Consider the following 25,244-nt stretch of genomic DNA (forward strand, 5'->3'; position numbering starts at 1 on the left):
AGGTCTTAGCGCGGGAACCCGTGCAACCGGGCGAGCAGCCACTGCAGCGGATTGCCGACGAAGGCACGGGTGACGAACGTGTCATGGGCGGCATCGGATGCAAGCAAGGCGATGGTGCCGGCTTCGAGGCGGCGCGGCGGGTCGGGACTGGCGGCGATGCCCTGGCCCGCCAGCAACTGCCGGATTCCGGCATTGCCGGAGGCCGAGGATTTGCCATAGGCGCTGACGAAGAAGCTCTGCCGGTGCTGCGCGATCCAGCTGGCGAAAATGTCGGCCTCGTCGAAGACGGCGTCGAGCAGGACGACGCCGAGCAGGCGTCCACCGATGTCGCCGTTCCTGAGAATGGAAGCGGCCGGATTGTAGCCGCCGCTATAGGCCACCAGCACCACCGCCATGGCGTCGAACTTTGCCGCCTTGGCGCCGGTCAGCCTGGCCATACTTTGCGCAGCCTCGGCCATGAATTTGGCAAAATAGCCCGGCGTCCAGAAATTACCGGCGCTGGAATCCTGCGCGTTGCTGGCGAATTGCGGCGCCACCAGCACGGCATTGAGGCCCGACGCCTCGACCTGCGCGACCACTCGCTGGCGGCCGACCACGTCGCGCTGCAAGGTGGCGCCATTGCCGTGGAAGAACACCACGATGACCGCCGGCTTGGCCGGATCGAACCCTTTCGGCACGGCCAGCAGCGTCGAGCGGTCGGAATAGGTCTCGTCTTCCCAATAAATGCCGCCGCGCGGCGAGGTGTGGCCGCGCCTTCCGTCCGCCGCCATGACGTCGAGAAACGGCGCGGAGCCGTCGGGCAGCTTGCCCCAGTAGGGAAAGGGCGATGCCTTGAACGGCACGATGGTGGAGATGGCCTTGCGCAAGCGCGCCCCCTGGCTGGCCACCGGAAACATCGCCGTGGCCAGCAATCCGGCGACGATGGCGCGCCGGTCCGGCATCAGGCCGCCACCAGCCGGATGGACGGCGCCTTCGACGGCAACAGCACGGCGAAGAAGGCCGGAATGGCGATGAGATAGGCAATCGCCGCCCATTGCAGCACGGCGCTTAAGCCGAAGCTGGTGGCGACGATCGGCACGGCGGCCGAGCCGATGACAGAGAAACAGCCATTGATGCCCCAGGCCCAGACGAAAAGATGCTCCTTGCCGAGCCGCGCCAGCCAGGTCATGGCGGTGGCCATCGGCATGCCCATCAGGAAGGCCGGCGGCGACACCAGGAGAAAGCAGAGCAGCAGGCGCACCGTATAGGGATAGGCGCCGATCCGGTCGAGCACCGGCGACAGATAGAAGCCATAGGCGAGCAGCAGCCCGCACACCGCCAGCAGCACGAGCGGCAACATCGTCCTGGCGCGGTCGAAGATGCGCTCGGCAAACAGGCTGCCGAGGCCGGAAAACACCAGCATCGAGGAGATCAGCACCGAGGCCGACACCGTCGGGTTGGCCAGCGCGACGGTGAAGCGGCTGATCAGCCCGACCTCGACCATGATGTAGCCGAGGCCGAGACAGGCGAAATAGAGGATGGTGCCGAGCTTGCCGCGCGAGCGCGAGAACACGATGCGCCAGCCGAAGATGACCGGCAGCAGCACCAGCGACGCCGCCGTAACGCAGGCAATGCCGAGCGTCGCCCAGATCAACAGATAGCCCCAATCGTCCTGGAACAGGTCGAGCCGGTCAAGCGTCCGCGGCAAATCGGCGACCTTCACATAGGCGGCGAAATAGGGCTGGTCGTTGCTCAGCGCCCGCGCGTCGAAGACGTAGTCGCCGGCAAGTTTTTCCCAGCCGCCTGTCAAAAGCGCGTGCCAGGTCATGCGCTGCAGTTCCGTCGCCGGCAGCACTTGCGGGCCGGCATCGCCGCCGGCCCCCGCGCAGGCGTCGAGCGTCGGATCGGCCGGCGCCGTCGGGTCGCAATCGGGATTTGCCGGTGCGGTCGGGTCGGCGGCCGGCTGCTGCGTCAGCGTCGCGTCCTGTCCGCTGCCGAAGATCGAGGCGCGGTAATCGTCGAGTACCTTTCGCGCGCCCGAACCGTCATAGATCATTCCTGGATAATAGACTTCCTCCCACGACATCGACTTGGTGTAGTCGCGCAGCGTCTTGATTTCGGCCTCGGAGAAGCCGCCGCGCTTGAACAGCACGGTCGTGGTCGAGAGATAGCTCGACACGGCGAAGATGTCGTTGGCGGCACCCTGCGGGTCGAAGGTTTTCGCCGCCTCGGCGACGGTCGAATAGAGCTTCAGAACCGATTTCGGCGGCTCTTCCTTGTTCCACAAGGTGATCGACAGCACGCCGCCATCGGCCAGTGCGTGCATGTAGCTCAGCATCGCTTCGCGCGTGTAGGCGTATTTCTCCGAGATGGCGAAGCCGCCGGGATTGGACAGGCCGACACTGTCGGCGAGGCTGAGGTCGATGACGTCGTACCGCTCGCTCGTGTTGGCGAGGAACAGCCGTCCGTCATAATCGATGACCTTGAGCCGCGGCTCGGCCAGGATATCGCCGGTGACGTCCTTCAGCACCGGGTCGCGGAACGCCCGCAATGTCATCGGATTGCTCTCGGCGACGGTCACCGAGGTCGAACCGGCATTGAGCGCGGCCTGCGTGGAGATGCCGCCGCCGAACTGCACGACGAATGTCTTGGGCTTGTCCTTGATGACATAGGGATAATGCATCGGCAGATAGCGGAAATAGACCTGCTCGGCTGGCGCCAGGTTGCGCATGATGCCTTCCGGCCCGTCGCCGTCGCGATACATGCCGACATAGGTGTTGGCCGGCACTTCAGGCATGCCGAAGGCGGCATTGTCGCTCAGGCCCGGCGCGAAATGCATGTAGGAACTGGCATAGACCTGCAGGTCGCCGAAGGGTGAGACGCTGCGGTAGATGCGCTTGCCGTCCGGAAAGTTGCGGGCATAGGCGACGCCCTTGTATTGCGACACGGCAATGTCGGGGATGCCGAGCAGGTTGGGCAGCATGAGATAGCCTGATATCGACAGCGCCGCCACGGCCACGCCGGCGACGACGCTCTTCCAGGCGCCGAATGCGAAGAACCACAGCAGCGAGCCGGCTGCCCACAACAGCAGCGGCACGACGATGATGGTTTCCGGCGCGAACAGATAGAGCGACACCAGCACGGCGAGGCCGGCGAGCCCCGAACCGGTGAGGTCGGCGAAATAGACGCGGCCGAAGGCGGTGCGGCTTTTCAGGAAGACGATGCCGAGGAAGAACGCACCGGCCAGGAACGGCAGGAGATAGAGCAGAAAATTGGCGAGCAGCCGCCATTTCTGCGCCGGGTCGGAAACCAGGAAGATGGCGTTGAACGGCACCGTCTGGGCGACCAGGTTGGAGCCCACGGCGAGCGGGCCGATCAGCAGCAGGGCCGCGGTGGCGGCACCTTGCCAGTGGCGGTCGAACCAGCCCTTGCCGGCGAAGATGACGACGCTGGACAGCGAAAAGCCGAGCATGGCAAGGCTGACCACCAGCGAACCGAAATGCGACCAGCTGCCGACGGCGAACACGCGCATGACAGCGATCTGCAGCGCGATGATGGCGCCGGCGATCAGCCCGACAGCGAGGTAATGCGCGAGCCGTGGCGCCTCCAGCGAGGCGATGCTAGGTCGAGAGGTCGATACAACAGCCGTCATTCAGGCCCCTTGATGCGGCAGTTTAGCCCGACGGGCTTGGACCGGCACGGCAACTCAGCCGTTATGCGTGCCGACGATCTGGTCGCCTTCCAGCTTGGTGAACGGCACGAACGGCACCACCTTGCCATTGTAGATGTCTGAGCGGACGATGTTGAACGTGCCGTCGGCGAGCTGCTGCTTGGTCACCTTGAGCACGTGCTGCGCGCCCGGCGGGCCGACCGGAATGACCATCACGCCATTGGGCTTCAGCTGCTGCAGCAGCGACGGCGGGATGTGGTCGATGCCGCAGGTGACGATGATCTTGTCGAACGGGCCGACGCTGTCCCAGCCATAATAGCCGTCGGCATTGCGGCTGGTGACCGAACCGAACTCACTGTAGCCGCGCTCGACCAGCCCGTCATAGGTGCGCCGCGTGCGCTGCGCCAGCGGATTGATGATCTCGATCGTGTGCACCTTGTCGGTAAGGTTGGCGAGATAGGCCGACTGGTAGCCCGAGCCAGTACCGATCTCGAGCACCGCCTCGCCGAACTGCACGTCGATCGACGTCGTCATCCGCCCGACCAGGTGCGGACCCGAAATCGTCACGCCATAGCCGATGTCGAGGAAGGCATGGTCGTAGGCGCGGCCCAGATTCTGCGGCAGCACGAATTCCTCGCGCGGTGTCAAAAGAAAGGCGCGCTTGTTGCGATCGTCCAGCACGTCCTTGTTGTAGACCATGATCTGGAAGCGATCGAATCGCTGCGCCAAGAACTTCGGATCCTCGCCGCGATTGGCCACCATCCAGTCGATGAACGATTTTTTGTCGTTGAACGGCACTTCGGCGTTGCGGTCGTAGGGCACGGGCACGTTGGCCCGGACCGTGGCTGGAAGAATGGAGAACGCCGCCGCACCCGCCGACAGCGTCAAGAAATCCCGACGCTTCATGGAAAAAGCCTCCAAAAGTGGCCTTTGCCACCCCAAAACCAAGCACTTCAACCCGATTGCACCGCCTCCCAAAACGAGTCAATGGGCGTCGAGGGGCGACCGTGCGGGCCGAAAAAATGTGGCAAGCGGGCAACAGTTTTGCCGATGCCATCGGCTTTTGCAGCCCCGCACAATGGCGCGCCGCATTGCCGCAGGGCTCGCCGGAGCAGCGTTGCCTTATATTAGCAATGGCTGTTTTGCTTGACTCGGTCGGCAAAAACAGGCAGCAAACCAGTATCGGAAGGGCTGAAATACCGCGTGCATGATCGTGGACGAGCCTTTTTTGGCACAAAGTCCACGTCTCTCGGTTGGTTTTGAGAGGGATTGGTTAACCAACTTTGTCCATATTTTGAAGCAATCGGCAATCAACGACAGGCGCGGCAAACGCGTCGGGGACCACCCTGGGATCACTCGCAGAATGGTCGTCGCGGCTGACAAGGCCACGTACGGGGAAAACCGATTGGAGCGAGATTGGTTGCATGGCGTTGTCGAGTAAACACAAAATAATCCGGGACCAGCGCGAGGGCGGCGAGTTCGTCGATGCGCAGCGCACCCCTTCCTTCAACCCGAAACGGATCGTCCGCTGGATCGCGGTGCCCGGTGCCAGCGCCGCCGTCGGCCTCTGGCTGATCGGCACCATGGCCGGCCTCAGTTCCGTCGGCGCCTCGCTGTCGGCGACATCGAGCGGCCTGCCCCAGACCCTGGCCATGCCGGGCTCGCTGGCGATGGCCGATCCGCTGAAACAGCATTTTCTGAGGTCTTCGGCGCCGTTCGCGCTGGCCAATGCCCATGGCGGCGCCCAGGCCCTGCATGACCATGCCGTGCAATGCGGCGCTAGCTGCTTCAAGCTGGCCCGAGTGAGCCCGCTGGGTGAGAAATCCGCGCGCCTCACGATCCATGCAAGACCCGAACAGCCAATCTTGAAGTCGAAGGCGCAGGAGCGCTTCGACCGCATGGAGGCGTCGCTGTCGCCGACCAAGCTCGCCGCCGCCTTTGCCGGCGCCGGCAAGCCCGTCGCCACGGCCGACGCCCGCCCGGTGATTTCCCAGGCCGCACCGCAGATTACCGAGGCGTCGCTAGTTCCGTCGGTCCAAGTGATGGCCAGCCTGTCGAGCGACATGCCGGCTCCCGTGGCGGAACGCTTTGCCCGTGCCGATACCGGCGTCGTCCAGACCGCGCCGGCGCCGATGGGCCTCGCCCAGTCGCAGACGCCTGACAACACGCAGCTGGCGCTGGCCCTCGTCCAGTCGCTGCCGGTCGAGGACGAAGCATTCGCCTCGCCGCTGCCGATGACCGAATCCTCCGCCGATGTCGCGATTGCACCTGCCGAGACCCAGCCGCAACAGCCCGGTGACGCCGCTTCGCTGCCGGATGCGCTGACCGACGACGTGCCGCTGCCGACCCGCCGCCCGCAATACGACGCGCCGCGGCAGCCAAAGGCCGTGGTGGAACAGGATGAGCCGGCGCCGCAGCCCAAGTTTGCTCAGCCCAAGATCGCGCAGCAGAAGCCGGCGCCGCAGGCAAAGCCGGTCCAGCAAGCCCAGCCCACAAGGCCTGCCCGGGCCGGCCGGTCTGGCGAGGGCGGCGATGTGCTGGCCTATGCCAAGCCGGATACGCCGTCGGGCGGCCTTGGCCAGGCGTTCAGGAATCTTTTCAACGGACCAAGCGGCGGAAGCGGAGCCGGCCACGGCGTCGCCGTCTATGACATCAGCGCCAAGACCGTCTACATGCCGGACGGCCAGCGGCTCGAGGCGCATTCCGGCCTCGGCGCCATGGTCGACCAGCCGCGCTATGTCCACGTGAAGGATCGTGGCCCGACGCCGCCTAACACCTATAATCTGTCGCTGCGTGAATCGCGCTTCCATGGCGTCGAGGCCCTGCGCCTGACTCCGGTCGGCGGTGGGAACAAATACAACCGCGACGGCCTGCTCGCCCATACCTACATGCTGCGCGGCGGCCGCGCCGAGTCCAATGGCTGCGTCGTCTTCAGGGACTATGCCCGCTTCCTCGCCGCCTTCAAGAAGGGCAAGGTCACACGTCTCGTCGTGGTCCCGCGCCTCAACGGATCGCCGACCCAGGTGGCGACGGACAACGCCCGCGGCGCCTGACCGCGGGCAGGTACCCCCTCGGCAATTGCCTCCTCCTGACAGCCTTCTGTCAGGAGCCGCATCGAGGCATGCGCCCCACCGCATCGCGCTCTTTCCATTTTCGCCAAGACCTCCCATATTCGGGGCATGGCCAAATCCCCCGAGAAAAGAACGCCGCCGACGGCGAATGACGACCGCGCCGCGCCGAAGCGGCGCAGCCCGCTGACCGATTTCCTCGACGCCTCGGAACCGCTGCACAGAGGCGGCTTCGCCGAGATGCCGCAGGCCGAACTGTCGGGCACGCCGCTGACCGGTTCGATCGCCGACTGGGCCGAGCAGATCGAGCAGGAGGCGGAGCGCGAAGGGCGCCAGGCCGGCAAGGGCGACGGCGGCAAAGCGCCGAAGGCGGCGAAAAAGATTCCCGAGCGCTCGACCTCCCCCGGCCGCACCGCGCGCGGCACCTCGATGGGTGGCGCGGCGACAGCCAGGGAGCGCACCGCAGCCGGCCTCAATCCGGTCGCCGGCCTCGACATCTCGCTGGAAGAAGCCGAGACGATGACCTCCAGTGGCGTCACCGCCACGGTGGCCGCCCTGTCGGCGCTGATCGAATCCGGCAATCCGCTGCACAAGGACGGCGTGTTGTGGACGCCGCACCGCCCTGCCCGGCCGGAAAAGTCGGAAGGCGGCATCGCCATCAAGATGGTGTCGGACTTCGAGCCGGCGGGCGACCAGCCGACCGCCATCAAGGACCTTGTCGAAGGCGTCGACAACAATGACCGCACCCAGGTGCTTCTCGGCGTCACCGGCTCGGGAAAAACCTTCACCATGGCCAAGGTGATCGAGGAGACGCAGCGTCCTGCCCTGATCCTGGCGCCGAACAAGACGCTGGCCGCGCAGCTCTATTCCGAGTTCAAGAAATTCTTCCCCGACAATGCGGTGGAGTATTTCGTCTCCTACTACGACTACTACCAGCCGGAAGCCTATGTTCCGCGCACCGACACCTTCATCGAGAAGGAATCCTCGATCAACGAACAGATCGACCGCATGCGCCATTCGGCGACGCGCTCGCTGCTCGAGCGCGACGACGTCATCATCGTCGCCTCGGTGTCCTGCATCTACGGTATCGGTTCGGTCGAGACCTATACGGCGATGACCTTCCAGATGCAGATCGGCGACCGGCTCGACCAGCGCGCTCTGCTCGCCGACCTCGTCGCCCAGCAGTACAAGCGCCAGGACATCAATTTCGTGCGCGGCTCGTTCCGCGTGCGCGGCGACACGATCGAGATCTTCCCGGCCCACCTTGAAGACCGCGCCTGGCGGATCTCGATGTTCGGCGACGAGATCGAGCAGATCACCGAATTCGACCCGCTGACCGGCCAGAAGACCGGCGAGCTGAAGAGCGTCAAGATCTACGCCAACTCCCACTATGTGACGCCGCGCCCGACGCTGAACCAAGCGATCAAGTCGATCAAGGAAGAGCTCAAGCAGCGTCTGGTCGAACTGGAGCGCGCCGGTCGCCTGCTGGAAGCGCAGCGGCTGGAACAGCGCACCCGCTTCGACCTCGAAATGCTGGAAGCCACCGGCTCCTGCGCCGGCATCGAGAACTATTCGCGCTATCTCACCGGCCGCCAGCCGGGCGATCCGCCGCCGACCTTGTTCGAATACATTCCCGACAATGCGCTGGTGTTCATCGACGAAAGCCACGTCACCGTCCCGCAGATCGGCGGCATGTATCGCGGCGACTTCCGGCGCAAGGCGACGTTGGCCGAATATGGCTTCCGTCTGCCCTCCTGCATGGACAACCGGCCGCTGCGCTTTGAGGAATGGGACGCCATGCGTCCGCTCTCCGTCGCCGTTTCGGCGACGCCCGGCGGCTGGGAAATGGAACAGTCCGGCGGCGTCTTCGCCGAACAGGTTATCCGCCCGACCGGCCTGATCGACCCGCCGGTCGAGGTGCGCCCGGCCAAAAGCCAGGTCGACGATGTCGTCGGCGAGATCCGCGAAACGACCAAGGCCGGCTACCGCACGCTGGTCACGGTGCTGACCAAGCGCATGGCCGAGGACCTGACCGAATACCTGCACGAACAAGGCGTGCGCGTACGCTACATGCACTCCGACATCGACACGCTGGAGCGCATCGAGATCCTGCGCGATCTGCGCCTCGGCGCTTTCGACGTGCTGGTCGGCATCAACCTTTTGCGCGAAGGCCTGGACATTCCCGAATGCGGCTTCGTCGCCATTCTCGATGCCGACAAGGAAGGGTTCCTGCGCTCGGAAACCTCGCTGATCCAGACCATCGGCCGCGCCGCCCGTAACGTCGACGGCAAGGTCATCCTCTATGCCGACCAGGTCACCGGTTCGATGGAGCGGGCGATGGCCGAGACCAACCGCCGCCGCGAAAAGCAGATGGAATGGAACGCCGCCAACGGCATCACGCCGGAATCGGTGAAGTCGCGCATCTCCGACATTCTCGACTCGGTCTACGAGAAGGACCATGTCCGCGCCGACATCTCGCAGTTCACCGACAGCGCCGGCGCCATGATGGGCAATAACCTCAAGGCGCATCTCGACGCGATGGAGAAACAGATGCGCGACGCCGCCGCCAATCTCGACTTCGAGAAGGCTGCCCGCATCCGCGACGAGATCAAGCGGCTGCGCGAGATGGAACTGTCCATCTCCGAAGATCCGCTGGCCAAATACGCCGACATGGAAAGCCCGGTCTCGGGCCGCGAAAAGGGCAAGCACAACAAGGGTGTGGCCAAGCATCGCACGGCGGAGGAACAGGAGCGTTTCCGCAAGCTCGACGAGGCACGTGCCGCCGAAGAGGCCGCCAGAGCTGCCCGGCCCAACCTCTTCCGCAAGCCTGATATCGACGAGATGGGTGCCGACAGCGCCGTGCCGGTGAAGAAACCGCTGTTCGCCAAACCCTCGATCGACGACATGGGGCCTGGCACCGACATGCCGACACCGGCAGGTGCGGTGTCGCGCTCGCTGTTCAAGAAGCAGTCGGCGTCCGAAGCGCACGGCTCCGACTTCGGCATTCCCGGCGAGCCGGTCAAGCCGCTGTTCAAGAAGAACTCGCTCGACGAGATGACCGTGCGGCGTACGGAAAAACCGGTCGAGGGAAAAGTGCCGGCGAAGCCCCAGCCGATCTCCCCCCCTGTGGGCGCCGGCAGGATAGACGCGAAGGATCGCGACGAAAAACCGATCATCCGCCAGCGCACCGGCATCGGCTCCTACGAGGACCCAGGCGACGCGCGTCGGGAGAAGCGCCGGCCCGGGAAAACGGGCAGGCCGGGGAAGTAGCGGCCTCTTCCTTCTCCCCCTCCCTGTGGGAGAAGGTGGATCGGCGCGCCAGCGCCGAGACGGTTGAGAGGTGTTCCGGCAGAATGAGGCGTTGGTGTTCCCTGGATCACCCCTCGTCCGACCTCGCTTCGCGAGGCCACCTTCTCCCACAAGGGGAGAAGGAAAGCGCTCCATCGGCGCACCTTGAGTCGGAACAGCCTCTGGACTATGCGCTCGCGCTTGCCGCCAGGCGGTGGAAGCGATAGCACGGCTGCAATCCTGCCTCTGCCAGCAAAGCTCCCATCCGCCCCCAGCTCATGAAACCCAGGGACATCGCCGCCTACGCCTTCCTTGCCGTCACGTGGGGCCTGTCGTTCCTCGTGCTGCTCAAGGTGGTGCACGCATTCGGCTGGGTCGGCGCGGTGACCTTGCGCTCGCTGATCGCCGGCATCACGCTCTTCCTGCTGGCGGCGGCAACGCGGCGACGGCTCGATTTCAGCGCCGGCTGGGGGCACTTCGCCATGGTCGGCGCGACGACCGTCGCGGCGCAGCTGATCGGCTTGTCCTACGCCACGCCGCGTATCGGCACGGCGATGGCGGCCATCCTCGTCGCCGCGATCCCGCTATTCTCGATGATCCTTGGCCAGTTATGGGGACTCGAGCGCATCACCGTTCGCGGGCTGGCTGGCTTGCTGCTCGGCGCCGCGGGTATCGTGGTCCTGGTCGGCTTCCCCTCGGTGCCGATCACGCCGTCCTTCGTATTCGGCTGCGCCGCCTCGCTGTTCAGCTCCTTCTCCGCCGCCTTCGGCAGCAACTACGCCAATCGCCATCTGCGCTCGGCCGGCTCGTTCGAACTCACCGGCGCCGCCTTCCTGTTCGGCGGGCTGATGACGCTGCCGTTGCTGCTGGCCGTGCCGGTGCCGGCCATGCCGCGTCCTGTCGATTTCCTCTATCTCGTCCTTCTCGCCTGCGTGATGAGCGCGGTGACCTACGTCGTCTATTTCCGGCTGGTGGCCAGCATCGGCGCGACCAGGACGATCAGCGTCGAATTCGCAGTGACCACGATCGCCGTACTGGTTGGCACCATCATGCTTGGCGAGTCGCTGACAATCATCCAGGCCTTCGGCGCGGTGGCGATCATCGGCGGCTGCATATTGGTGCTGGATCCGTTCCCGCGCCGGGCGAAAGCGGCGGCCTTGCCATCCGCCCCGCCTTTGGTGTAATCGCTTCGCACACTCGAACGTCTTGAAAGGAGGGCTCACGTGTTCACGTTTCATCGTCACCATCGTCAGCGTGGCCCGATTTCTGCCCTGCAAGCCAGCTTGCAGGGCTGACCAGGGACGGTCCGGGTTTTTCCCGCTTCGATTTTTTGGTCTGCCCTTCGTGGTGCCGCAACGCCGAGCCTGATGGCCAGCACGCGCACCGTCAAAGTGCATCCGGAGTTGTTTCCGGCAAGACCAGAGAAATCCAAATGGCCCTGATCAGCCTCAAATCCCTCGGCGTCACCATGAGTGCGCCGCTCTTCGCAAACCTCGACCTCACCATCGGCGCCGGCGACCGTCTCGGCATCGTTGCCGCCAATGGCCGCGGCAAGTCGACCCTGCTCAAATGCCTGACCGGCGAGATGGAGCCGACATCAGGCGACATCACCCGCACGCGCGGCTTGCGCGTCGGCCATGTCGAGCAATCGGTTCCCCCTGCCCTTCTCGGCCGCACCTTTCATCAGGTGGTGGCCGACGCCTTGCCGCCGGAGCAGGCCGAAAGCGAGATGTGGCGCGTCGACGTAGTGCTGGATTCTCTCGACGTGCCCGAGACGATGCGCGAGCGGGAAATGCAGGCGCTGAGCGGCGGCTGGCAGCGGCTGGCGCTGATCGCCCGTGTCTGGGTGACCGATCCCGACGTGCTGCTGCTCGACGAGCCGACCAACCATCTCGACCTTGCCCGCATCAGCCAGCTGGAAAGTTGGCTGAATGCGCTGCCGCGCGACGTGCCCGTCGTCATCGCCAGCCATGACCGCGCCTTCCTCGACGCCACCACCAACAGGACGCTGTTCCTGCGCCCGGAACAATCGCCGGTGTTTGCGCTGCCCTACTCCCGCGCCAGGCAGGCGCTCGACGAGGTCGACGCCTCGACAGCGCGAAAATTCGAGCGCGACATGAAGATCGCCCAGCAGCTGCGAAAGCAGGCCGCCAAGCTCAACAATATCGGCATCAATTCCGGCAGCGACCTTTTGGTGGTGAAAACCAAGCAGCTCAGGGAACGGGCGGAGAAGCTCGAAGAGGCAGCGGTATCGGCACATCGCGAGAAGTCGGCCGGAGCGATCCGGCTTGCCAATCGCGGCACCCACGCCAAGGTGCTGATCACGCTCGACGACCTGGCGGTGGAAACGCCCGACGGCACGCTGCTGTTCAGGACCGGCAAGCGCCATATCTGCCAGGGCGACCGCATCGTGCTGCTCGGCCGCAATGGTGTGGGCAAGTCGCGCTTCGTCAGCCTGATCCGCAACGCCATCGCCGAACCCGATACGATCGTGAACGTGAAGGTGACACCGTCCACGGTGCTCGGCCACAGCGACCAGGCGCTGTCGGGCATCAGCGGCGACGACACGCCGCTGGCGATGGTCTCGCGCCGCTACGATGTCGGCGAACAGCGCGCCCGCTCGCTGCTTGCCGGCGCCGGCGTGGTCATCGAGATGCAGGAGAAAAGGATCGGCGTGCTGTCCGGCGGCCAGAAGGCGCGGCTGATGATGTTGGCGCTCAGGCTCGCCAATCCTAATTTCTATCTGCTCGACGAGCCGACCAACCATCTCGACATCGATGGCCAGGAAGCGCTGGAGGAGGAGTTGCTGAAGCACCAGGCAAGCTGCGTGCTCGCCTCACACGACCGCTCCTTCATCCGCGCCACAGGCAACCGCTTCTGGCTGATCGAGAAGCGGAAGCTGACAGAGGTCGAGGACCCCGAGGGCTTTTTCCGCGATGTGGCTGAAGGCGGCGGCTGACCGGCGAGGCAGAATTCCGGCTTGCCGTCGGCAGGCCAGAATTTCGTATCATTTCATGAGACGTATCGTTGACTCCCGAAACGTATCATGCCATGGTACGTTTCTTGGATTCGACTGATGATACGCTCGTTCAAGGACAAGACCAGCGAGGCCGTTTCGAATGGCAAGTCTCCAAAGGGCTTCCCGTCGGACCTTGTTCGATCGGCCCAGCGGAAACTGTTCATGATCGACAACGCGACCGAGTTGTCGGACCTGAAGACTCCCCCAGGCAACAGGCTCGAGCCCTTGAAGGGCAACCGTGCCGGTCAGCATTCGATCCGCATCAACGACCAGTTTCGCATCTGCTTTCGCTGGGTGGACGGGCAGGTTGAGGATGTCGAAATAACTGACTACCATTGAAGGAGGTCTCAAATGCTGAACATCAACCCTCCCATTCATCCCGGAGAAATCCTTCGAGAGGAATACCTCGTCCCGCTTGGCCTGAAGCCTTACACGCTAGCCAAAAAGCTGCATGTGCCGCGCACGCGCATCGAGCGCCTGGCAAGCGAGGCGACACCGGTAACGCCCGACACCGCGCTACGCCTTGCAAAGTTTTTCGGAACCACGCCGCAATTCTGGATGAACATGCAGGCGAGCTACGACCTTGCCGTAGAGGGAGAGGCCAAGAAAGCCGACCTTGAAACGATCGAGCGCTTGGGCACAGCTGCCTGAATTAGACCGCGCTGGAACAGCCGGTCTCAAGCTGCCCGAAAAAAGATCCAGCGCTCTGTCGGATCGCCTGAACCTGCCGCGTCCTTGGGATGCCGACACGATGATGCCGGCATCAACCCAGGGAGAGAACATCATGTCCGTCCTTTCATCCATCGGTCGCATCGCAACCCAATATGCGGCAGCACGTGCCCGCCATCGCAGCGAACGCATCCTGCTCTCGCTGCCAGCCGAATTGCGCAAGGACATTGGCTTCCCGGAACTCTTCGACGCGCAGAACAGCCGCCGTGCAACAACCTTCTCGGCCAAGGTCATATGACCGCGACCAGCCTGTCCATGCGATTGCCCCTCAAACCCGCCGGCTGCCCGGTCTGTCCGGGCCCGGCCCGCAAAAAAAATTTCGCGGCCATGTAGGATTGCCGTCACCTCGTGCGTCCTGTGGTTCGCTAGGCCAAGCCGAACGCAAAGAGGAGCGAGACATGACTGACCAGACCCCCATTCAGCCCAGGGCAGAAGTGCTCGGCGGATTGACGCCTTATCTGCAGGTGGACGGCGCCTTCAAGGCCGCCGATTTCTACAAGAAGGCCTTTGGCGCCAAGCAGGTCTTTGCCTACCCGGCCGACGAGCAGGGCCGTACCATGCACATTCATCTCCACGTCAACGGCTCGACGCTGATGCTTTGCGATGCCTATCCCGAGCACGGCCATCCGCATAAGGCGGCGCAGGGCTACACGCTGCAGCTCCATCTCGACGACGGCGACATCGAGACCTGGTGGCAGCGCGCCGTCGATGCCGGCTGCGCAGTGGTCACGCCGCTGCAGGTGATGTTCTGGGGCGACCGCTGGGGTCAGCTGAACGATCCATTCGGCGTCGCCTGGGCGATGAACGCGCCGGTGAAGTAGCGAGCAGGCGTCGCCCGCCAGGGCTGACGCGCTCACCGCGCCGGGTCGCATCCCCGCCGACCCGGCGCTCGTTTTTCAGCAAAGGAGTTCACATGTCCTATGTCGACGGTTTCGTGCTTGCCGTGCCAAAGGCCAAACTCGACGACTACAAGAAGCTGGCCAACCTCGCAGGCCCCATTTGGATGGAACACGGCGCGCTCGCCTATGTCGAATGCATCGGCGACGACGTGCCCTATGGCGAACTGACCTCGTTTCCGCGTGCCGTTCAGGCAAAGGACGACGAGATCGTCGTCTTCGCCTGGGCGCTCTATGAATCCAGGCAGAGCCGCGACACGGTGATGGCCAAGGTGATGGCCGACCCGCGTTTGACACCCGATTTGGGGCCCATGCCCTTCGATATGAAGCGCATGATCTTCGGCGGCTTCCAGCCCTTCATCGAGCTTTGAATTGCTCTGCCCCAAGATTGGTTGAGATTGAGGTCAGGCCGAGCCGAGAATGGTGGTTTCCGAGAACCGGAACGGAACGTACTTAAGTAAGTGAGTACCGGAAGCGCAGGGAACCGCCGTTCGCAGGCCGGCCTCACCTCAATCTCAGTCCAGCTTGTCGAGCAGCGGCTTCAGCCGGTCCCCATAGCGCTTCCACAGGTCGACCGAGCCTTGATACATCGGCTGGCGCACCTGCGCGGCGGAAGCCGTGCGCACCGGCCGGTCGGTCTCGTGGAACGACAGCACGGCATCGTCCCACGGCAGGCCGAGATACTCGATCAGCGCCCGGCTCTGCCCTTCCTGGTCGGCGACGAAATCCTCGTAGCGCACATCATGCACGACGCCGGGCAGCACCTTGTGCCAATGCGCCATGATGTCGGTGTAGAGATTGTGGAAGTCGGCGAGCTCGCCGAGATCGTAGCCGTAGCGGTGGCTGTCGCCGCGGAAATGCACCTTGTAGATCGACAGGCAGGTTGCCGCCGCATCGCGGGCGCAGTGGATGATCTTGGCCTTCGGCATCATCGTGTGGATGAAGCCGACAAGCAGGAAGTTGCCCGGCATCTTGTCGGTGACGTGGCTGATATGCGGATAGCGGGCATGCAGCATGTCGAGATAGGCCTGGCCCGCCTCGGCGAAATCCGCATCGTCCGTATCCTTTACGCCCCACGGAAAGCCACCCGGCATGGTCGCTGGGAACTGCTTGCCGACCGCGTTCTTCAGGATGCTGAGCTCGCCCGCGCCATAGACCTGCGGATGGCTGGCGATGATCTGCTCGACCAGCGTCGTGCCCGAACGCGGCATGCCGACGACGAAGATCGGCGCGTCATCGGTGATCGGGCTCGGTCTGTGCCTTTCGAAGAAGCCGGCATCGAACACCGTCTTCATCGCCGCGAATTCCTCGCGCGTCCTGACGGGATCATAGTTGATCCCCTTGCGGCGAATGGCGTTGCCTTCGGCAAAATAGTCGAAGGCCTTCTCATAGTCCTTCAGATCGTCATTGGCCTTGCCGAGGCCGAACGACAGTTGCATGCGCGCCAGGCTGTCTTGCGGCGCCTTGGCGTGCTGGGCTTCCATGCCGGACAATTCGGCGTCGCGCTCCTTCTGGCGCTTGACCTGCGTCAGCATCAGCCACGCCGTTGCCATGCCCGGGTTGACCGCCAGCGCCTGCCGGAACAGCTCGGCCGCCTCGTCGAGCTTGCCCTTTTCCATCATTCCGACGCCCAGCCCATGCAGCAGGTCGGCATCCTTGGGGCGGATGGTCAGTGACTCGCGGAAGACAGCCAGCGCCTCGTCCAGCCGTCCGGCTTCCTGCAGGGTTTCGGCAAGCCCGATGCGGGCGCGCACATGGAAGGGATTGCGAGCGACCGTGCCGCGATAGATCTCTTCGGCCTCCTCGAACCGGCCGAGCTGCTTCAGCGACGAGCCGAGATTGTCGCGCGCGGCGAGCTGCTCCGGCCGCAGATCCACCGCGCCGCGGAAAAAGTCGATTGCCGCGGCCACGCGGCCGAGATCGCGCATCACCGTACCGAAATTGTTGAGGAAATCGGCATTCGTCGGCTGCAGGCTCACCGACCGCTCGATGAGATCCAACCCTTCTTCGCTGCGCCCGGTCTGGTGCAGCAGCAGCCCCAGGAAATGCGCGGCCGCCGCGTGTTTGGGCTGGCGCGCCAAGACTTGCCGGTAGATCGATTCTGCCTCTTGCCGGCGCCCGGCCTGGTGCAGTTGCAGGGCCTGCTGCACATACTGGTCGAGACCCAGCGGCGGCTGTCCGCCAGCGCCTGGCCTGGTTCCCGCACCCGCCGCTCTTCTTTGATCTCTGTTAATGGGAAACCTGCCGTGTTTGTCCGCCTGCCGCGATCTAGGCCATTGGCGCTGCAGGTTCAAGTCTTCGCGGGGTTCCGAGCTCTTTTGGGATGCCTTGAGCGATCAGATCAGGCGGTTGGTCTCGGCAACCTGCCTCGCCCGCCTCACCGTGCCATCGGTATCGGAGATCGTCCGCCTTGCCGCCTCATCGCTTCTGATCGTCAGCCGTGCCGACTTGACGATCATCGGCTGGCCGGTCGGGCCAACGGCAATGGCGTGGATGGCGATTGGCTTGATGATCGGATTGACCGCGACGGTCTTCCCCCTTGAGCCTCTTGTGGAAACCATGGTTTTATCCTCGTTCCGGAGTAAATAAAAAATACCGAGCCGGAGAAAAATTCCGACACGCTCTCAAGAATTTTTTAGAAATATGCTGAACCATAGCAGAAATATCGGAGCGCCTGTAGCCATCTATTTTTCAATTTGAACGGGTTTAATTTCCAAATCGTCTTGAATATCCGCGCCAATCGATCTACATAAGATGGATCGTTTTGGCCAGAATTGGCATCTCGCGGCGTCAGAGGTTCTCGACCCGCCAATCTCATTCCAAATCGTCGATGACGCACGGCACATTCGCCCTGCGACGATCTTTCAATCCGCGAAAGACAGATATGACCACGGGAATCGTGAAATTCTACAATGGCCAGAAGGGTTTTGGCTTCATTCAACCAGCTGACGGCGGCAAGGACGTTTTCGTCCATGTCAGTGCGCTGGAGCGCGCCGGCTTTCCCGGCCTCGCCGAAGGCCAGAAGCTGCAGTTCGACCTGGAGCGTGACGGCAAGGGCCGCGAGTCGGCCGCCAATCTGCAACTGATCTGATCCGGCCGAATTCGATGAACGCTGACCACGGATGTACTGGCAGCTCTCGAAAGCGGCTTATTTCCAGCGATGGCCGGAAATAGAAAAGCGGGGCTCGTCCCCGCTTTTTTGCGTTCAGGCCGCTGTTATTACGTGACGCCCAAGGTGTGAACCAACCAAGGCCAGGACAATGCCGGACCGTACCACCTATTCCATCGCCCATTTCACGGCATCCTTCATGCTCGGAGGCCTGGAAGGACCGTTGCCGGCCGGCGACTACGACATCGATCATGATGAAGAGCTGATCGAGGGCATGTCACGCATCGCCTGGCGCCGCGTCGCCACCTTTATCCACCTGCCGGCAAGGGCGGTAAAGAACCCCACGACCAGCCAGCTTGTCGCCATCGACCACCTCGAACTCGAATCCGCGCTGAAGCGCGACCGGGAGAATGCAGCATGATCCGTTTCCAGCAGAATGCGCGTCCGCGCAACGACACGCCCTCGCACCTTTTCGCCATCGGCCAGACGGTGCGCATGAAGAGCCGCACCGGCCTCGTCCAGAAGACGGCCGAACTGTTCGAGATCAAGAGCAGGCTGCCGGTCAAGGACGGCTCGCCGCAATACCGTATCCGCAGTGAGCAGGAGACCCACGAGCGGGTCACCACGGAAGACAATCTCGAACCGGCCGACAATCCGGCTGTCGCCAACAATCCAGCGGTCTGAGATCCCGAACCGCCAGCCAAAACGCACAAGGAGCAGTCCATGTCCAAAGGTCAACAGCGAAGCAATCGCGAAGCGCGCAAGCCGAAGAAGGACAAGGTCCTGGCCAAGCCCGCCTCCCCGTTCGGTTCGGCGGTCAAGCAGGCGGAGAGCGGCCTGAAGCCGAAGTCCAAGGGCTGACAGCCTTGGGATGCTTCGCATGCGCCCCATCCCCTGCCTGGGCAGGCGATGAACTGACAACAGGCCCATGCCAAGTCCTGCCACGGAGGCTTGCTTGAACTTCGTCATCGAGTTTTACCGGTCACGCGACGCCGAGGAGGCAACGCTCGACAAGGTGTCGCTGGAAGCGCCGACCTTGCGCGCCGCCTTGCAGGCCGCGGCCGCACTCTTCCACACGCTCGCAATGCCGCAAATCCCCGACCGCCTGCGCATTTCCGATGAGCACGGCAGCGAGCTCTATGCCGGGCCGGCCGACGGGGCTTATCCATCCTAGCCGGCTGTCGAAGAAGCCGTGCTTGCCGCGGGTCCCATTAAAGTTCGTGTAAGGACGAGACAATAAGATCCGCCTGCCGCCGAAAACGGGGGCCCGAGACTATTTCGGCTGGCAAGATCGCCAGCCACGGCCGGGGCAGGAGGCGTATGGACAGGCTACGCATCATCGTGACGGCGGTGGTGCTGGGCTTGGCTGGCGCCATCGCGCCCATCGCGGCGATGTTTCACCTTTCATGGACCCAGGCCGTCCAGAACGAACACGAACGGCTGCATCTGTTCGCCGGCCGTGCCATCGCCAGGGCCGACATGTCGCTCAACGAAGCGCGGGATGCCTTGCGGCAGATCGACCGCTTCACCGGCATCCCTTGTTCGGCGGATCACATCGCCCGCATGCGACAGCTCACCATCAACACACGCACCATCGAGGAAATGGGCTATTTCGAAAATGGCCTGCTCAAATGCTCGTCATGGGGACCGACCGACGGTCGCGTCGCGCAATCGAAGCCGGACTTTGTCACCAGCGACGGCATTGCCGTCACCGCTCGCATGCAGCCGGTGATGAGCGCGGGCCACACGCTGATGGCGCTGCGCTACAAGGACCACAACGCCCTTGTCGATCCGGTGCGTTTTGCCGACATTATCGTCGACCCCGGTGTCCAACTTGCCCTGACGACGGAAAACGGCATCCTGGTCGGCGCACTGAACGCCCCCGATCCCGCCCGTATCGGCAAGATCGTCGCCGGTCCTGAAGAAGGCCTGGACGACGATCTCCTGTTTGCCACGGCGCGCGGGACCGGCTGGATCGCCGTCGCCACCGAACCGCAAAGCCAGATCCTGGACGGTGTGCGCCGGCAGCAGCGTCTGCTGCTCCCGCTCGGCGCCTTCATTGCCGCCTTCATCATCGGCGTGGTCGTCTGGCTGTCGCGGAGGCGTCTTTCGCCCCTGGGCGAATTGCAGATCGCCGTGCGCAAGCGCGAATTCATCGTCCACTATCAGCCGATCGTCGAACTCAGGACCGGCACTTGCATCGGCGCGGAAGCGCTGGCGCGCTGGAAGCGGCCGGACGGATCCCTGGTCCAGCCCGATCATTTCATTCCACTTGCCGAAGAGAGCGGACTGATCACGGCGATCACCGATCAGGTCATTGCGCTCGTCGTGTCCGACCTCAACAGCCTTCTGGTTGCCGATCGCTCCCTTCATATCGCCATCAACCTCAGCGCCACCGACGTCGGCACGGAGCGGGTTCTGCCGGTTATCGCAAGGGCATTGCAGCATACGGGAATCCAGCCAAGACAGATCTGGCTCGAGGCAACGGAGCGCGGCTTCGTGGATATCGAGGCCGCGCGATCGACGCTCACGCGTGCCCGCGAACTTGGCCATGCGGTGGCGATCGACGATTTCGGCACCGGCTATTCCAGCCTGTCCTATCTCGAAGGGCTTCCGCTGGATGCGCTCAAGATCGACAAGTCGTTCATCGACACGATCAGCACGAATTCCGCCACCAGTTCGGTCACGCCGCACATTATCGAGATGGCCAAGACGCTGAAGCTGAAGATTGTCGCCGAAGGCGTCGAAACGCAGGCCCAGGCCGACTACCTCTTGGAACGCGATGTCGACTATGGCCAGGGCTGGCTATTCGCCAGGCCCATGCCCGCAGCCGACTTCATTGCCTATTGCCGCCGGGCGAAAGTGCCGTCTGGCAAGGTCTAACTCTTGTTCTAGGCAGCATCCACCTTCTCCCGGGAGAAGGCGGACCTGCCCTCTCAGCACGGGCCATCGCCGACGATGCGGTAGTCCGCGGCGCGGGCTTCGCAGGCATTGGGAAAGCTGCGCATCTCGCCATGGCGGCGGGCGCAGACGGGCGCGTATTCGCGGGTGCAGAACGTCTGCTCTTCGCCACCACCATCGCCGCCGTCGCCGCGGCAGGGGCCGTCGCGCACGATGCGGTAGCCGGCGCGGTCGGCAAGGCAGGCATTGGCGAAGGTCTGGCGGTCGCCGCCGCGCCGGGCACAAACGGGCTCGTATTGCCTGGTGCAGAATTCCGGTTCAGGACGCGGCGGCCGCGGGCGTGGTCCTGGCCCATCATCGACGACCACGGTGCAGGCGGCCAGAAGCGCCGACAGGAACAGGACGGCAAACCCTTGCCGCGAAAAAACCGACGCCAGGAATTTCATGCTGATTTCTCCCTCGATCCCATCCCCGATCACGATCCTCGCCATTCCCCTGTCAAATGCAACCCTGTCGGATGCAACCGCGTTCGCAGGGGCGGAAACGGCCATGGCCGGCATCCGCCCGCAACACTGGCCCATGCGCGATCCTCTCTGTGGGTCAATGACCGGCCCGGCAACGAGGCCTATTTGCGGCCCGTCGACGCTCAGATCGGTCGATTCTTGCGTCGGGATGCGCTCTGTGTGGCGGCCCGCGGCGCTATCTTGCAACCTTCACGTTTCCGTGCGATAAATTCCGTGTTCGGGCATTTGCGACCCGGAGAGCGGAACGTTTTGGACGACCTTTCCCCGATACTGTGAATCTCTGACGGCCCCGTTTTTCGGCGGGGGGTTTGACCATGCGCCAATGCATGACTGCCGAAAGCAACCACCGGGAACTGCCCTCGACGCCAGGTGGCGGGCAGGACCACCAAAGACTGAACGGGTGAAGGAGTTTCCCCAATGGCCCAGACCGGCACCGTTAAATTCTTCAACGCGACCAAAGGCTTCGGTTTCATCACGCCCGACGGCGGCGCCAAGGACGTGTTCGTCCATATTTCCGCGATCGAGGCATCGGGCCTGCGCACGCTCGTCGACGGCCAGAAGGTCACCTTCGACGTCGAGCCGGACCGCATGGGCAAAGGCCCGAAGGCGGTCAACCTCCGCGCTGCCTGAACCATCGGCGCCGCGCGTCCCTGACGGCGGGCGAACGAGGGTTTGAAGCTTGCCCAGCCTGTGGGCATGCAGACAGATTTTTTAAAAAGGGCGCGGCGATTTTCGTCGCGCCTTTTTCATGTCCGTGGCGCAGCATAAGTGCATGTCGGCCAGAAGTGGATCCTGCTCCGTGTCAACGACATGCATCATAACAAGGGCTTAAAGCTGACGCGCTTTAAGTGCCCACAAAACTTTCTCTTGCCGATGACGCTAAAATAAAGGACAAATTTCCTCTCGGGCATTTGCCGGCCCGAGACTGGAGTTTATGGGATCAAAGGAGCTTCCCATGCCGCAGACCGGCACCGTCAAATTCTTCAATCATGCCAAAGGCTTCGGCTTCATCACGCCGGACGATGGCGCGAAGGATGTCTTCGTCCATATTTCGGCCGTGCAGGCGTCGGGTCTTCCCGGTCTGGAAGATGGGCAGAAAGTAACATTCGACACCGAGCCGGACAAGCGCGGCAAGGGACCCAAGGCCGTCAACCTGTCGGTCGGCTGAGACTGTCGGCTCCAGCAGCGCAGCCAGCTCGATCAGAGCCTGGTTTTTGACGCCTCTCTTGGATCGGCAGGTCGAAATCCGTTCAGCCTCCGTTCAGCCACGGTCGCATATTAGTCTTGGGTAAAGCCGGACCGCATCCCCTGCAAAACTGCACGGCCCGGTACGAAGGAGACCAAGATGAACAGAATTTTCAAGACAGCCGTGCTGTCCGCCGCCATGGCGGCCACCATGCTTGTGGCCTTGCCCGCGGCCAACGCCGATGAATGGCGCCATCACCGCCACCACGGCAATGGCGACGCCATTGCCGCCGGTGTGCTTGGCCTCGCCGCCGGCGCCCTGATCGGTGGCGCGCTGGCCAATGACCAGCCACCGCCTGATGCTAACCGCTACTACGATGACGGCTACTACAATGACGGTTACTACGATCGTGACGTGCGGATCCGCCCGGCACCGGTTCGCCGCTACTATGTCGAACCGCGGGTGGTCTATGCGAATCGCTATGCCGAGCCGTGGACGCGTGACTGGTACGAATACTGCTCGGACCGCTATCGCAGCTTCAACTCCCGCACCGGCACCTTCACCGGCAATGACGGCGAGCAGCATTTTTGCACTGCAAACTGAGGCTTCCCTGCCCCAAACAAAAGAGCGCTGACCGCAAGGCCAGCGCTCCTTTGTTTTGACTCTACGACCTCGAGTGGAGGCGCTGATCTTAGACCAGGAACGGATTGGTCCGCCGCTCCTCGCCAAAACGGCCGCCAGGGCCGTGGCCGCAGATGAAGCCGATATCGTCGCCGAGCGGCAAGAGCTTGTCCTTGATCGAGGCGATCAGCGTTGCGTGGTCACCGCCGGGCAGGTCGGTGCGGCCGACCGAGCCACGAAACAGAACATCGCCGACATGGGCGAACTTGGCCGCGCGGTTGTAATAGACGACGTGGCCGGGCGCATGGCCGGGGCAATGCAGCACCTCGAATACGTGGCCGCCGAACGACACGGTCTCACCTTCGGTGAGGAACCGGTCGGGCACGCAGTTGCGCGCGCCGGCAATACCGTAGAGCCTGCCCTGTTTCTCCAGATTGTCGAGCAAAGGCTTGTCGGCTGCATGCGGGCCGATGATGTCGAGGCCGAGCGCTTCCTTCAGCTCCATGGCGCCGCCGGCATGGTCGATATGGCCGTGCGTGATCCAGATCGCCTCGGCTGTGATCGCATTGTCCTTCAGCACCGCCAGCACCTTGTCGATGTCGCCGCCCGGATCGACGACGACGCCGTGCTTGTCGTCCATGTCGAACAGGATGGTGCAGTTCTGCTGAAACGGTGTGACCGGCACGATGCCGGCATTGAGCTGACCCATGATCGTCCTTTCGATGTTCACGCGGTGATGTAGAGGCGCGAATGAAGGGCGTCCACCCTCGAAAGACGAACAGTCAGTCGTTGCACAAACAGAAATGGGCGGCCGAAGCCGCCCATTTGAACAAACCCGAGACCGTCAGACTTACTTCTTCATGGCGCCCATGACGGCGCCGATGATGCCGGTCAGGATCGCGCCGCCGCCGGCGCCACCGATGATGTTGTCGAGGTTGAGCGCACTGCCGAGACCGCTCGTCGCTGCAGCAGCCGCCGCCGGATCGACCGCGCCGTGGCCAAGCAGGCTGCCGAGGATTGCCGCGCCGCCGACGCCGCCAATGGCGCCACCCAGAATCTTGGGAAGCTGGCCCATCGCCGCGTTCTTGAGTGCAACACCGACCGCCTGACCACCGATGATACCCGTAATCACCTGTACAATGATCGGAAGAAGCGTTTCCATATGATTAGTCCCTCCATAGCTGCCAGCCTCCCGGGCCGACACCATCATGAGACGCCGAATTGACTGAAAGTCAAATGCAGAAACGCTGAAATAAAAGGGGCGGCCCGAAAACCGCCCCTGCTTGCGCGAAAAGCTGTGACTATCGTTATTCTGCGGCGATCGCGTGCTTCGGCTGAACCGCGGCAGAATAGTCATTCATGAGATTCTTGGCGATTTCGCCAACCTCGAATCGGTAAGGTCCAATCTCCGAAACCGGCGTTACTTCCGCCGCCGTTCCAGTCAGGAAGCATTGTTCGAAGCCTTCGAGTTCTTCCGGCAGGATGGCGCGTTCGATCACTTCCAGGCCACGGTCCCTGGCGAGCCCAATGACCGTGCGGCGGGTGATGCCGTCGAGGAAGCAATCGGGTTTGGGCGTATGGATCTTGCCGTCCTTGACGAAGAAGATGTTGGCGCCGGTTGCCTCGGCGACCTGACCGCGCCAGTCGAGCATCATGGCGTCGGCATAGCCTTTTGCTTCGGCGGCGTGCTTGGACATGGTGCAGATCATGTAAAGGCCGGCGGCCTTCGACTTCGACGGCGCCGTGCGCGGGTCGGGCCGGCGCCATTCCGCGACATCGAGGCGGATGCCCTTCAGCTTCTGCGCCGGATCGAAATAGCTCGGCCACTGCCAGATGGCGATGGCGACGTTGATGCGGTTGTTCTGCGCCGAAACGCCCATCTGCTCGCTGCCGCGCCAGGCGATCGGCCGGACATAGGCGTCCTGGAACCCTTGCTTCTTCAACAGCGTGGTCGAGGCGTCGTTGAGCTCGGCGACCGAATAGGGAATCTTGAAGCCGAGCAGGCGCGCCAATTCATGCAGGCGCTCGGTGTGCTCGTTGAGCTTGAAGATCTCGCCGCCATAGGCGCGCTCGCCCTCGAAGACTGCGCTGGCGTAGTGCAGACCGTGGGTCAGAACATGGATCTTGGCGTCGCCCCACGCAACGAATTCGCCATTCATCCAGATGAAGCCGTCCAGTTGATCGAAGGGAACGGATGCCATGGTAACCTCCCGCGGGTTGCGGCCCGCATATCCTTAGTGTCGTAGCGTGTTCT

At 63.4% G+C, this 25,244-nt stretch carries 28 protein-coding genes; 19 read left to right on the forward strand and 9 right to left on the reverse strand.

Annotation, left to right across the window (positions count from 1 at the left end; translation table 11 throughout):
- Nucleotides 1-5: 5 nt before the first annotated feature.
- Genes ACLGL5_RS32965 through ACLGL5_RS32975 form a run of 3 tightly spaced genes read right to left on the reverse strand, consistent with a single transcriptional unit; the run spans nucleotide 6 to nucleotide 4,555 of the window.
- Nucleotides 6-941: a hypothetical protein gene (locus ACLGL5_RS32965; RefSeq protein ID WP_069092969.1), complete on the reverse strand. Its 936-nt coding sequence runs from the start codon at nucleotides 939-941 to the stop codon at nucleotides 6-8.
- Nucleotides 941-3,631, reverse strand: a complete 2,691-nt coding sequence (locus ACLGL5_RS32970; protein ID WP_069092970.1) for a hypothetical protein — start codon at nucleotides 3,629-3,631, stop codon at nucleotides 941-943. Before ACLGL5_RS32970 ends, ACLGL5_RS32965 begins: the two co-directional genes overlap by 1 nt.
- Nucleotides 3,632-3,685: 54 nt before the next feature.
- On the reverse strand, nucleotides 3,686-4,555 hold the full coding sequence (locus ACLGL5_RS32975) for a protein-L-isoaspartate O-methyltransferase family protein (protein ID WP_038649039.1): 870 nt from the start codon (nucleotides 4,553-4,555) through the stop codon (nucleotides 3,686-3,688).
- A 101-nt stretch (nucleotides 4,556-4,656) separates the two neighbouring features.
- Here ACLGL5_RS32975 and ACLGL5_RS32980 point away from each other — a divergent pair, with 101 nt between their 5' ends.
- From ACLGL5_RS32980 to ACLGL5_RS33025, 10 genes are all read left to right on the forward strand, one after another.
- Entirely contained in the window at nucleotides 4,657-4,860 is a 204-nt protein-coding gene (locus ACLGL5_RS32980) for a hypothetical protein (RefSeq protein WP_141700977.1), read from the forward strand.
- Nucleotides 4,861-5,073: 213 nt separating this feature from the next.
- Nucleotides 5,074-6,702: a DUF2778 domain-containing protein gene (locus ACLGL5_RS32985; RefSeq protein ID WP_019860606.1), complete on the forward strand. Its 1,629-nt coding sequence runs from the start codon at nucleotides 5,074-5,076 to the stop codon at nucleotides 6,700-6,702.
- Nucleotides 6,703-6,828: 126 nt separating this feature from the next.
- The gene (uvrB, locus tag ACLGL5_RS32990) at nucleotides 6,829-9,987 is read left to right on the forward strand and encodes an excinuclease ABC subunit UvrB (protein ID WP_069092971.1); all 3,159 of its coding nucleotides are present in this window, start codon (nucleotides 6,829-6,831) and stop codon (nucleotides 9,985-9,987) included.
- 296 nt (nucleotides 9,988-10,283) lie between these two features.
- A complete protein-coding gene (locus ACLGL5_RS32995) occupies nucleotides 10,284-11,189 on the forward strand; it encodes a DMT family transporter (RefSeq protein WP_069092972.1) in 906 nt (301 codons plus the stop codon).
- 248 nt (nucleotides 11,190-11,437) lie between these two features.
- Entirely contained in the window at nucleotides 11,438-12,964 is a 1,527-nt protein-coding gene (locus tag ACLGL5_RS33000) for an ABC-F family ATP-binding cassette domain-containing protein (protein WP_069092973.1), read from the forward strand.
- A gap of 117 nt (nucleotides 12,965-13,081) precedes the next feature.
- Nucleotides 13,082-13,363 (forward strand): type II toxin-antitoxin system RelE/ParE family toxin, encoded by a 282-nt coding sequence (locus ACLGL5_RS33005; RefSeq protein ID WP_069092974.1) that lies wholly within the window; start codon nucleotides 13,082-13,084, stop codon nucleotides 13,361-13,363.
- A gap of 12 nt (nucleotides 13,364-13,375) precedes the next feature.
- Nucleotides 13,376-13,675: a HigA family addiction module antitoxin gene (locus ACLGL5_RS33010; RefSeq protein ID WP_069092975.1), complete on the forward strand. Its 300-nt coding sequence runs from the start codon at nucleotides 13,376-13,378 to the stop codon at nucleotides 13,673-13,675.
- Between the two features lie 133 nt (nucleotides 13,676-13,808).
- On the forward strand, nucleotides 13,809-13,991 hold the full coding sequence (locus ACLGL5_RS33015) for a hypothetical protein (protein ID WP_032920719.1): 183 nt from the start codon (nucleotides 13,809-13,811) through the stop codon (nucleotides 13,989-13,991).
- A gap of 160 nt (nucleotides 13,992-14,151) precedes the next feature.
- Complete coding sequence (locus ACLGL5_RS33020) at nucleotides 14,152-14,574, forward strand: VOC family protein (RefSeq protein ID WP_069092976.1); 423 nt, start codon at nucleotides 14,152-14,154, stop codon at nucleotides 14,572-14,574.
- A gap of 92 nt (nucleotides 14,575-14,666) precedes the next feature.
- Nucleotides 14,667-15,020: a DUF1428 domain-containing protein gene (locus ACLGL5_RS33025; RefSeq protein ID WP_019860615.1), complete on the forward strand. Its 354-nt coding sequence runs from the start codon at nucleotides 14,667-14,669 to the stop codon at nucleotides 15,018-15,020.
- 144 nt (nucleotides 15,021-15,164) lie between these two features.
- Here ACLGL5_RS33025 and ACLGL5_RS33030 read toward each other — a convergent pair whose 3' ends face one another.
- Entirely contained in the window at nucleotides 15,165-16,799 is a 1,635-nt protein-coding gene (locus tag ACLGL5_RS33030) for a tetratricopeptide repeat-containing sulfotransferase family protein (protein WP_069092977.1), read from the reverse strand.
- Nucleotides 16,800-16,985: 186 nt separating this feature from the next.
- The gene (locus ACLGL5_RS33035; protein WP_019860617.1) at nucleotides 16,986-17,210 is read right to left on the reverse strand and encodes a hypothetical protein; all 225 of its coding nucleotides are present in this window, start codon (nucleotides 17,208-17,210) and stop codon (nucleotides 16,986-16,988) included.
- A gap of 323 nt (nucleotides 17,211-17,533) precedes the next feature.
- Between ACLGL5_RS33035 and ACLGL5_RS33040 the strand changes: the two genes are divergently transcribed.
- From ACLGL5_RS33040 to ACLGL5_RS33065, 6 genes are all read left to right on the forward strand, one after another.
- Nucleotides 17,534-17,740 carry a cold-shock protein gene (locus ACLGL5_RS33040; protein ID WP_010911078.1) on the forward strand — a complete coding sequence of 69 codons (207 nt, stop codon included), beginning with the start codon at nucleotides 17,534-17,536 and terminating at the stop codon, nucleotides 17,738-17,740.
- Between the two features lie 169 nt (nucleotides 17,741-17,909).
- Nucleotides 17,910-18,179, forward strand: a complete 270-nt coding sequence (locus tag ACLGL5_RS33045; RefSeq protein ID WP_019860618.1) for a hypothetical protein — start codon at nucleotides 17,910-17,912, stop codon at nucleotides 18,177-18,179.
- On the forward strand, nucleotides 18,176-18,442 hold the full coding sequence (locus ACLGL5_RS33050) for a hypothetical protein (protein ID WP_019860620.1): 267 nt from the start codon (nucleotides 18,176-18,178) through the stop codon (nucleotides 18,440-18,442). The genes ACLGL5_RS33045 and ACLGL5_RS33050 overlap by 4 nt, the downstream gene beginning before the upstream one ends.
- A gap of 39 nt (nucleotides 18,443-18,481) precedes the next feature.
- A complete protein-coding gene (locus ACLGL5_RS33055; protein ID WP_019860621.1) occupies nucleotides 18,482-18,619 on the forward strand; it encodes a hypothetical protein in 138 nt (45 codons plus the stop codon).
- Nucleotides 18,620-18,713: 94 nt separating this feature from the next.
- Nucleotides 18,714-18,932 carry a hypothetical protein gene (locus ACLGL5_RS33060; RefSeq protein ID WP_019860622.1) on the forward strand — a complete coding sequence of 73 codons (219 nt, stop codon included), beginning with the start codon at nucleotides 18,714-18,716 and terminating at the stop codon, nucleotides 18,930-18,932.
- 146 nt (nucleotides 18,933-19,078) lie between these two features.
- Nucleotides 19,079-20,641: an EAL domain-containing protein gene (locus ACLGL5_RS33065; RefSeq protein WP_069092978.1), complete on the forward strand. Its 1,563-nt coding sequence runs from the start codon at nucleotides 19,079-19,081 to the stop codon at nucleotides 20,639-20,641.
- A 53-nt stretch (nucleotides 20,642-20,694) separates the two neighbouring features.
- Here ACLGL5_RS33065 and ACLGL5_RS33070 read toward each other — a convergent pair whose 3' ends face one another.
- Nucleotides 20,695-21,105 (reverse strand): Kazal-type serine protease inhibitor family protein, encoded by a 411-nt coding sequence (locus ACLGL5_RS33070; RefSeq protein ID WP_027047293.1) that lies wholly within the window; start codon nucleotides 21,103-21,105, stop codon nucleotides 20,695-20,697.
- 495 nt (nucleotides 21,106-21,600) lie between these two features.
- On the opposite strand from ACLGL5_RS33070, the gene ACLGL5_RS33075 reads away from it, so the two are divergent.
- The 3 genes from ACLGL5_RS33075 to ACLGL5_RS33085 all read left to right on the forward strand — a co-directional run bounded on the left by ACLGL5_RS33075 (nucleotide 21,601) and on the right by ACLGL5_RS33085 (nucleotide 22,972).
- A complete protein-coding gene (locus ACLGL5_RS33075; protein ID WP_006202520.1) occupies nucleotides 21,601-21,813 on the forward strand; it encodes a cold-shock protein in 213 nt (70 codons plus the stop codon).
- A gap of 325 nt (nucleotides 21,814-22,138) precedes the next feature.
- Nucleotides 22,139-22,351: a cold-shock protein gene (locus ACLGL5_RS33080; RefSeq protein ID WP_008877668.1), complete on the forward strand. Its 213-nt coding sequence runs from the start codon at nucleotides 22,139-22,141 to the stop codon at nucleotides 22,349-22,351.
- 177 nt (nucleotides 22,352-22,528) lie between these two features.
- Nucleotides 22,529-22,972, forward strand: a complete 444-nt coding sequence (locus ACLGL5_RS33085) for a BA14K family protein (RefSeq protein ID WP_019860628.1) — start codon at nucleotides 22,529-22,531, stop codon at nucleotides 22,970-22,972.
- Nucleotides 22,973-23,060: 88 nt separating this feature from the next.
- On the opposite strand, the gene ACLGL5_RS33090 is transcribed toward ACLGL5_RS33085, so the two are convergent.
- The 3 genes from ACLGL5_RS33090 to ACLGL5_RS33100 form a co-directional block, all read right to left on the reverse strand.
- Nucleotides 23,061-23,699, reverse strand: a complete 639-nt coding sequence (locus ACLGL5_RS33090; RefSeq protein WP_027047294.1) for an MBL fold metallo-hydrolase — start codon at nucleotides 23,697-23,699, stop codon at nucleotides 23,061-23,063.
- A 141-nt stretch (nucleotides 23,700-23,840) separates the two neighbouring features.
- On the reverse strand, nucleotides 23,841-24,152 hold the full coding sequence (locus ACLGL5_RS33095) for a hypothetical protein (protein ID WP_019860630.1): 312 nt from the start codon (nucleotides 24,150-24,152) through the stop codon (nucleotides 23,841-23,843).
- 145 nt (nucleotides 24,153-24,297) lie between these two features.
- Entirely contained in the window at nucleotides 24,298-25,191 is an 894-nt protein-coding gene (locus ACLGL5_RS33100; RefSeq protein ID WP_494372840.1) for a branched-chain amino acid aminotransferase, read from the reverse strand.
- Between the last annotated feature and the right edge of the window lie 53 nt (nucleotides 25,192-25,244).

This window comes from Mesorhizobium sp. U510, assembly GCF_059180695.1.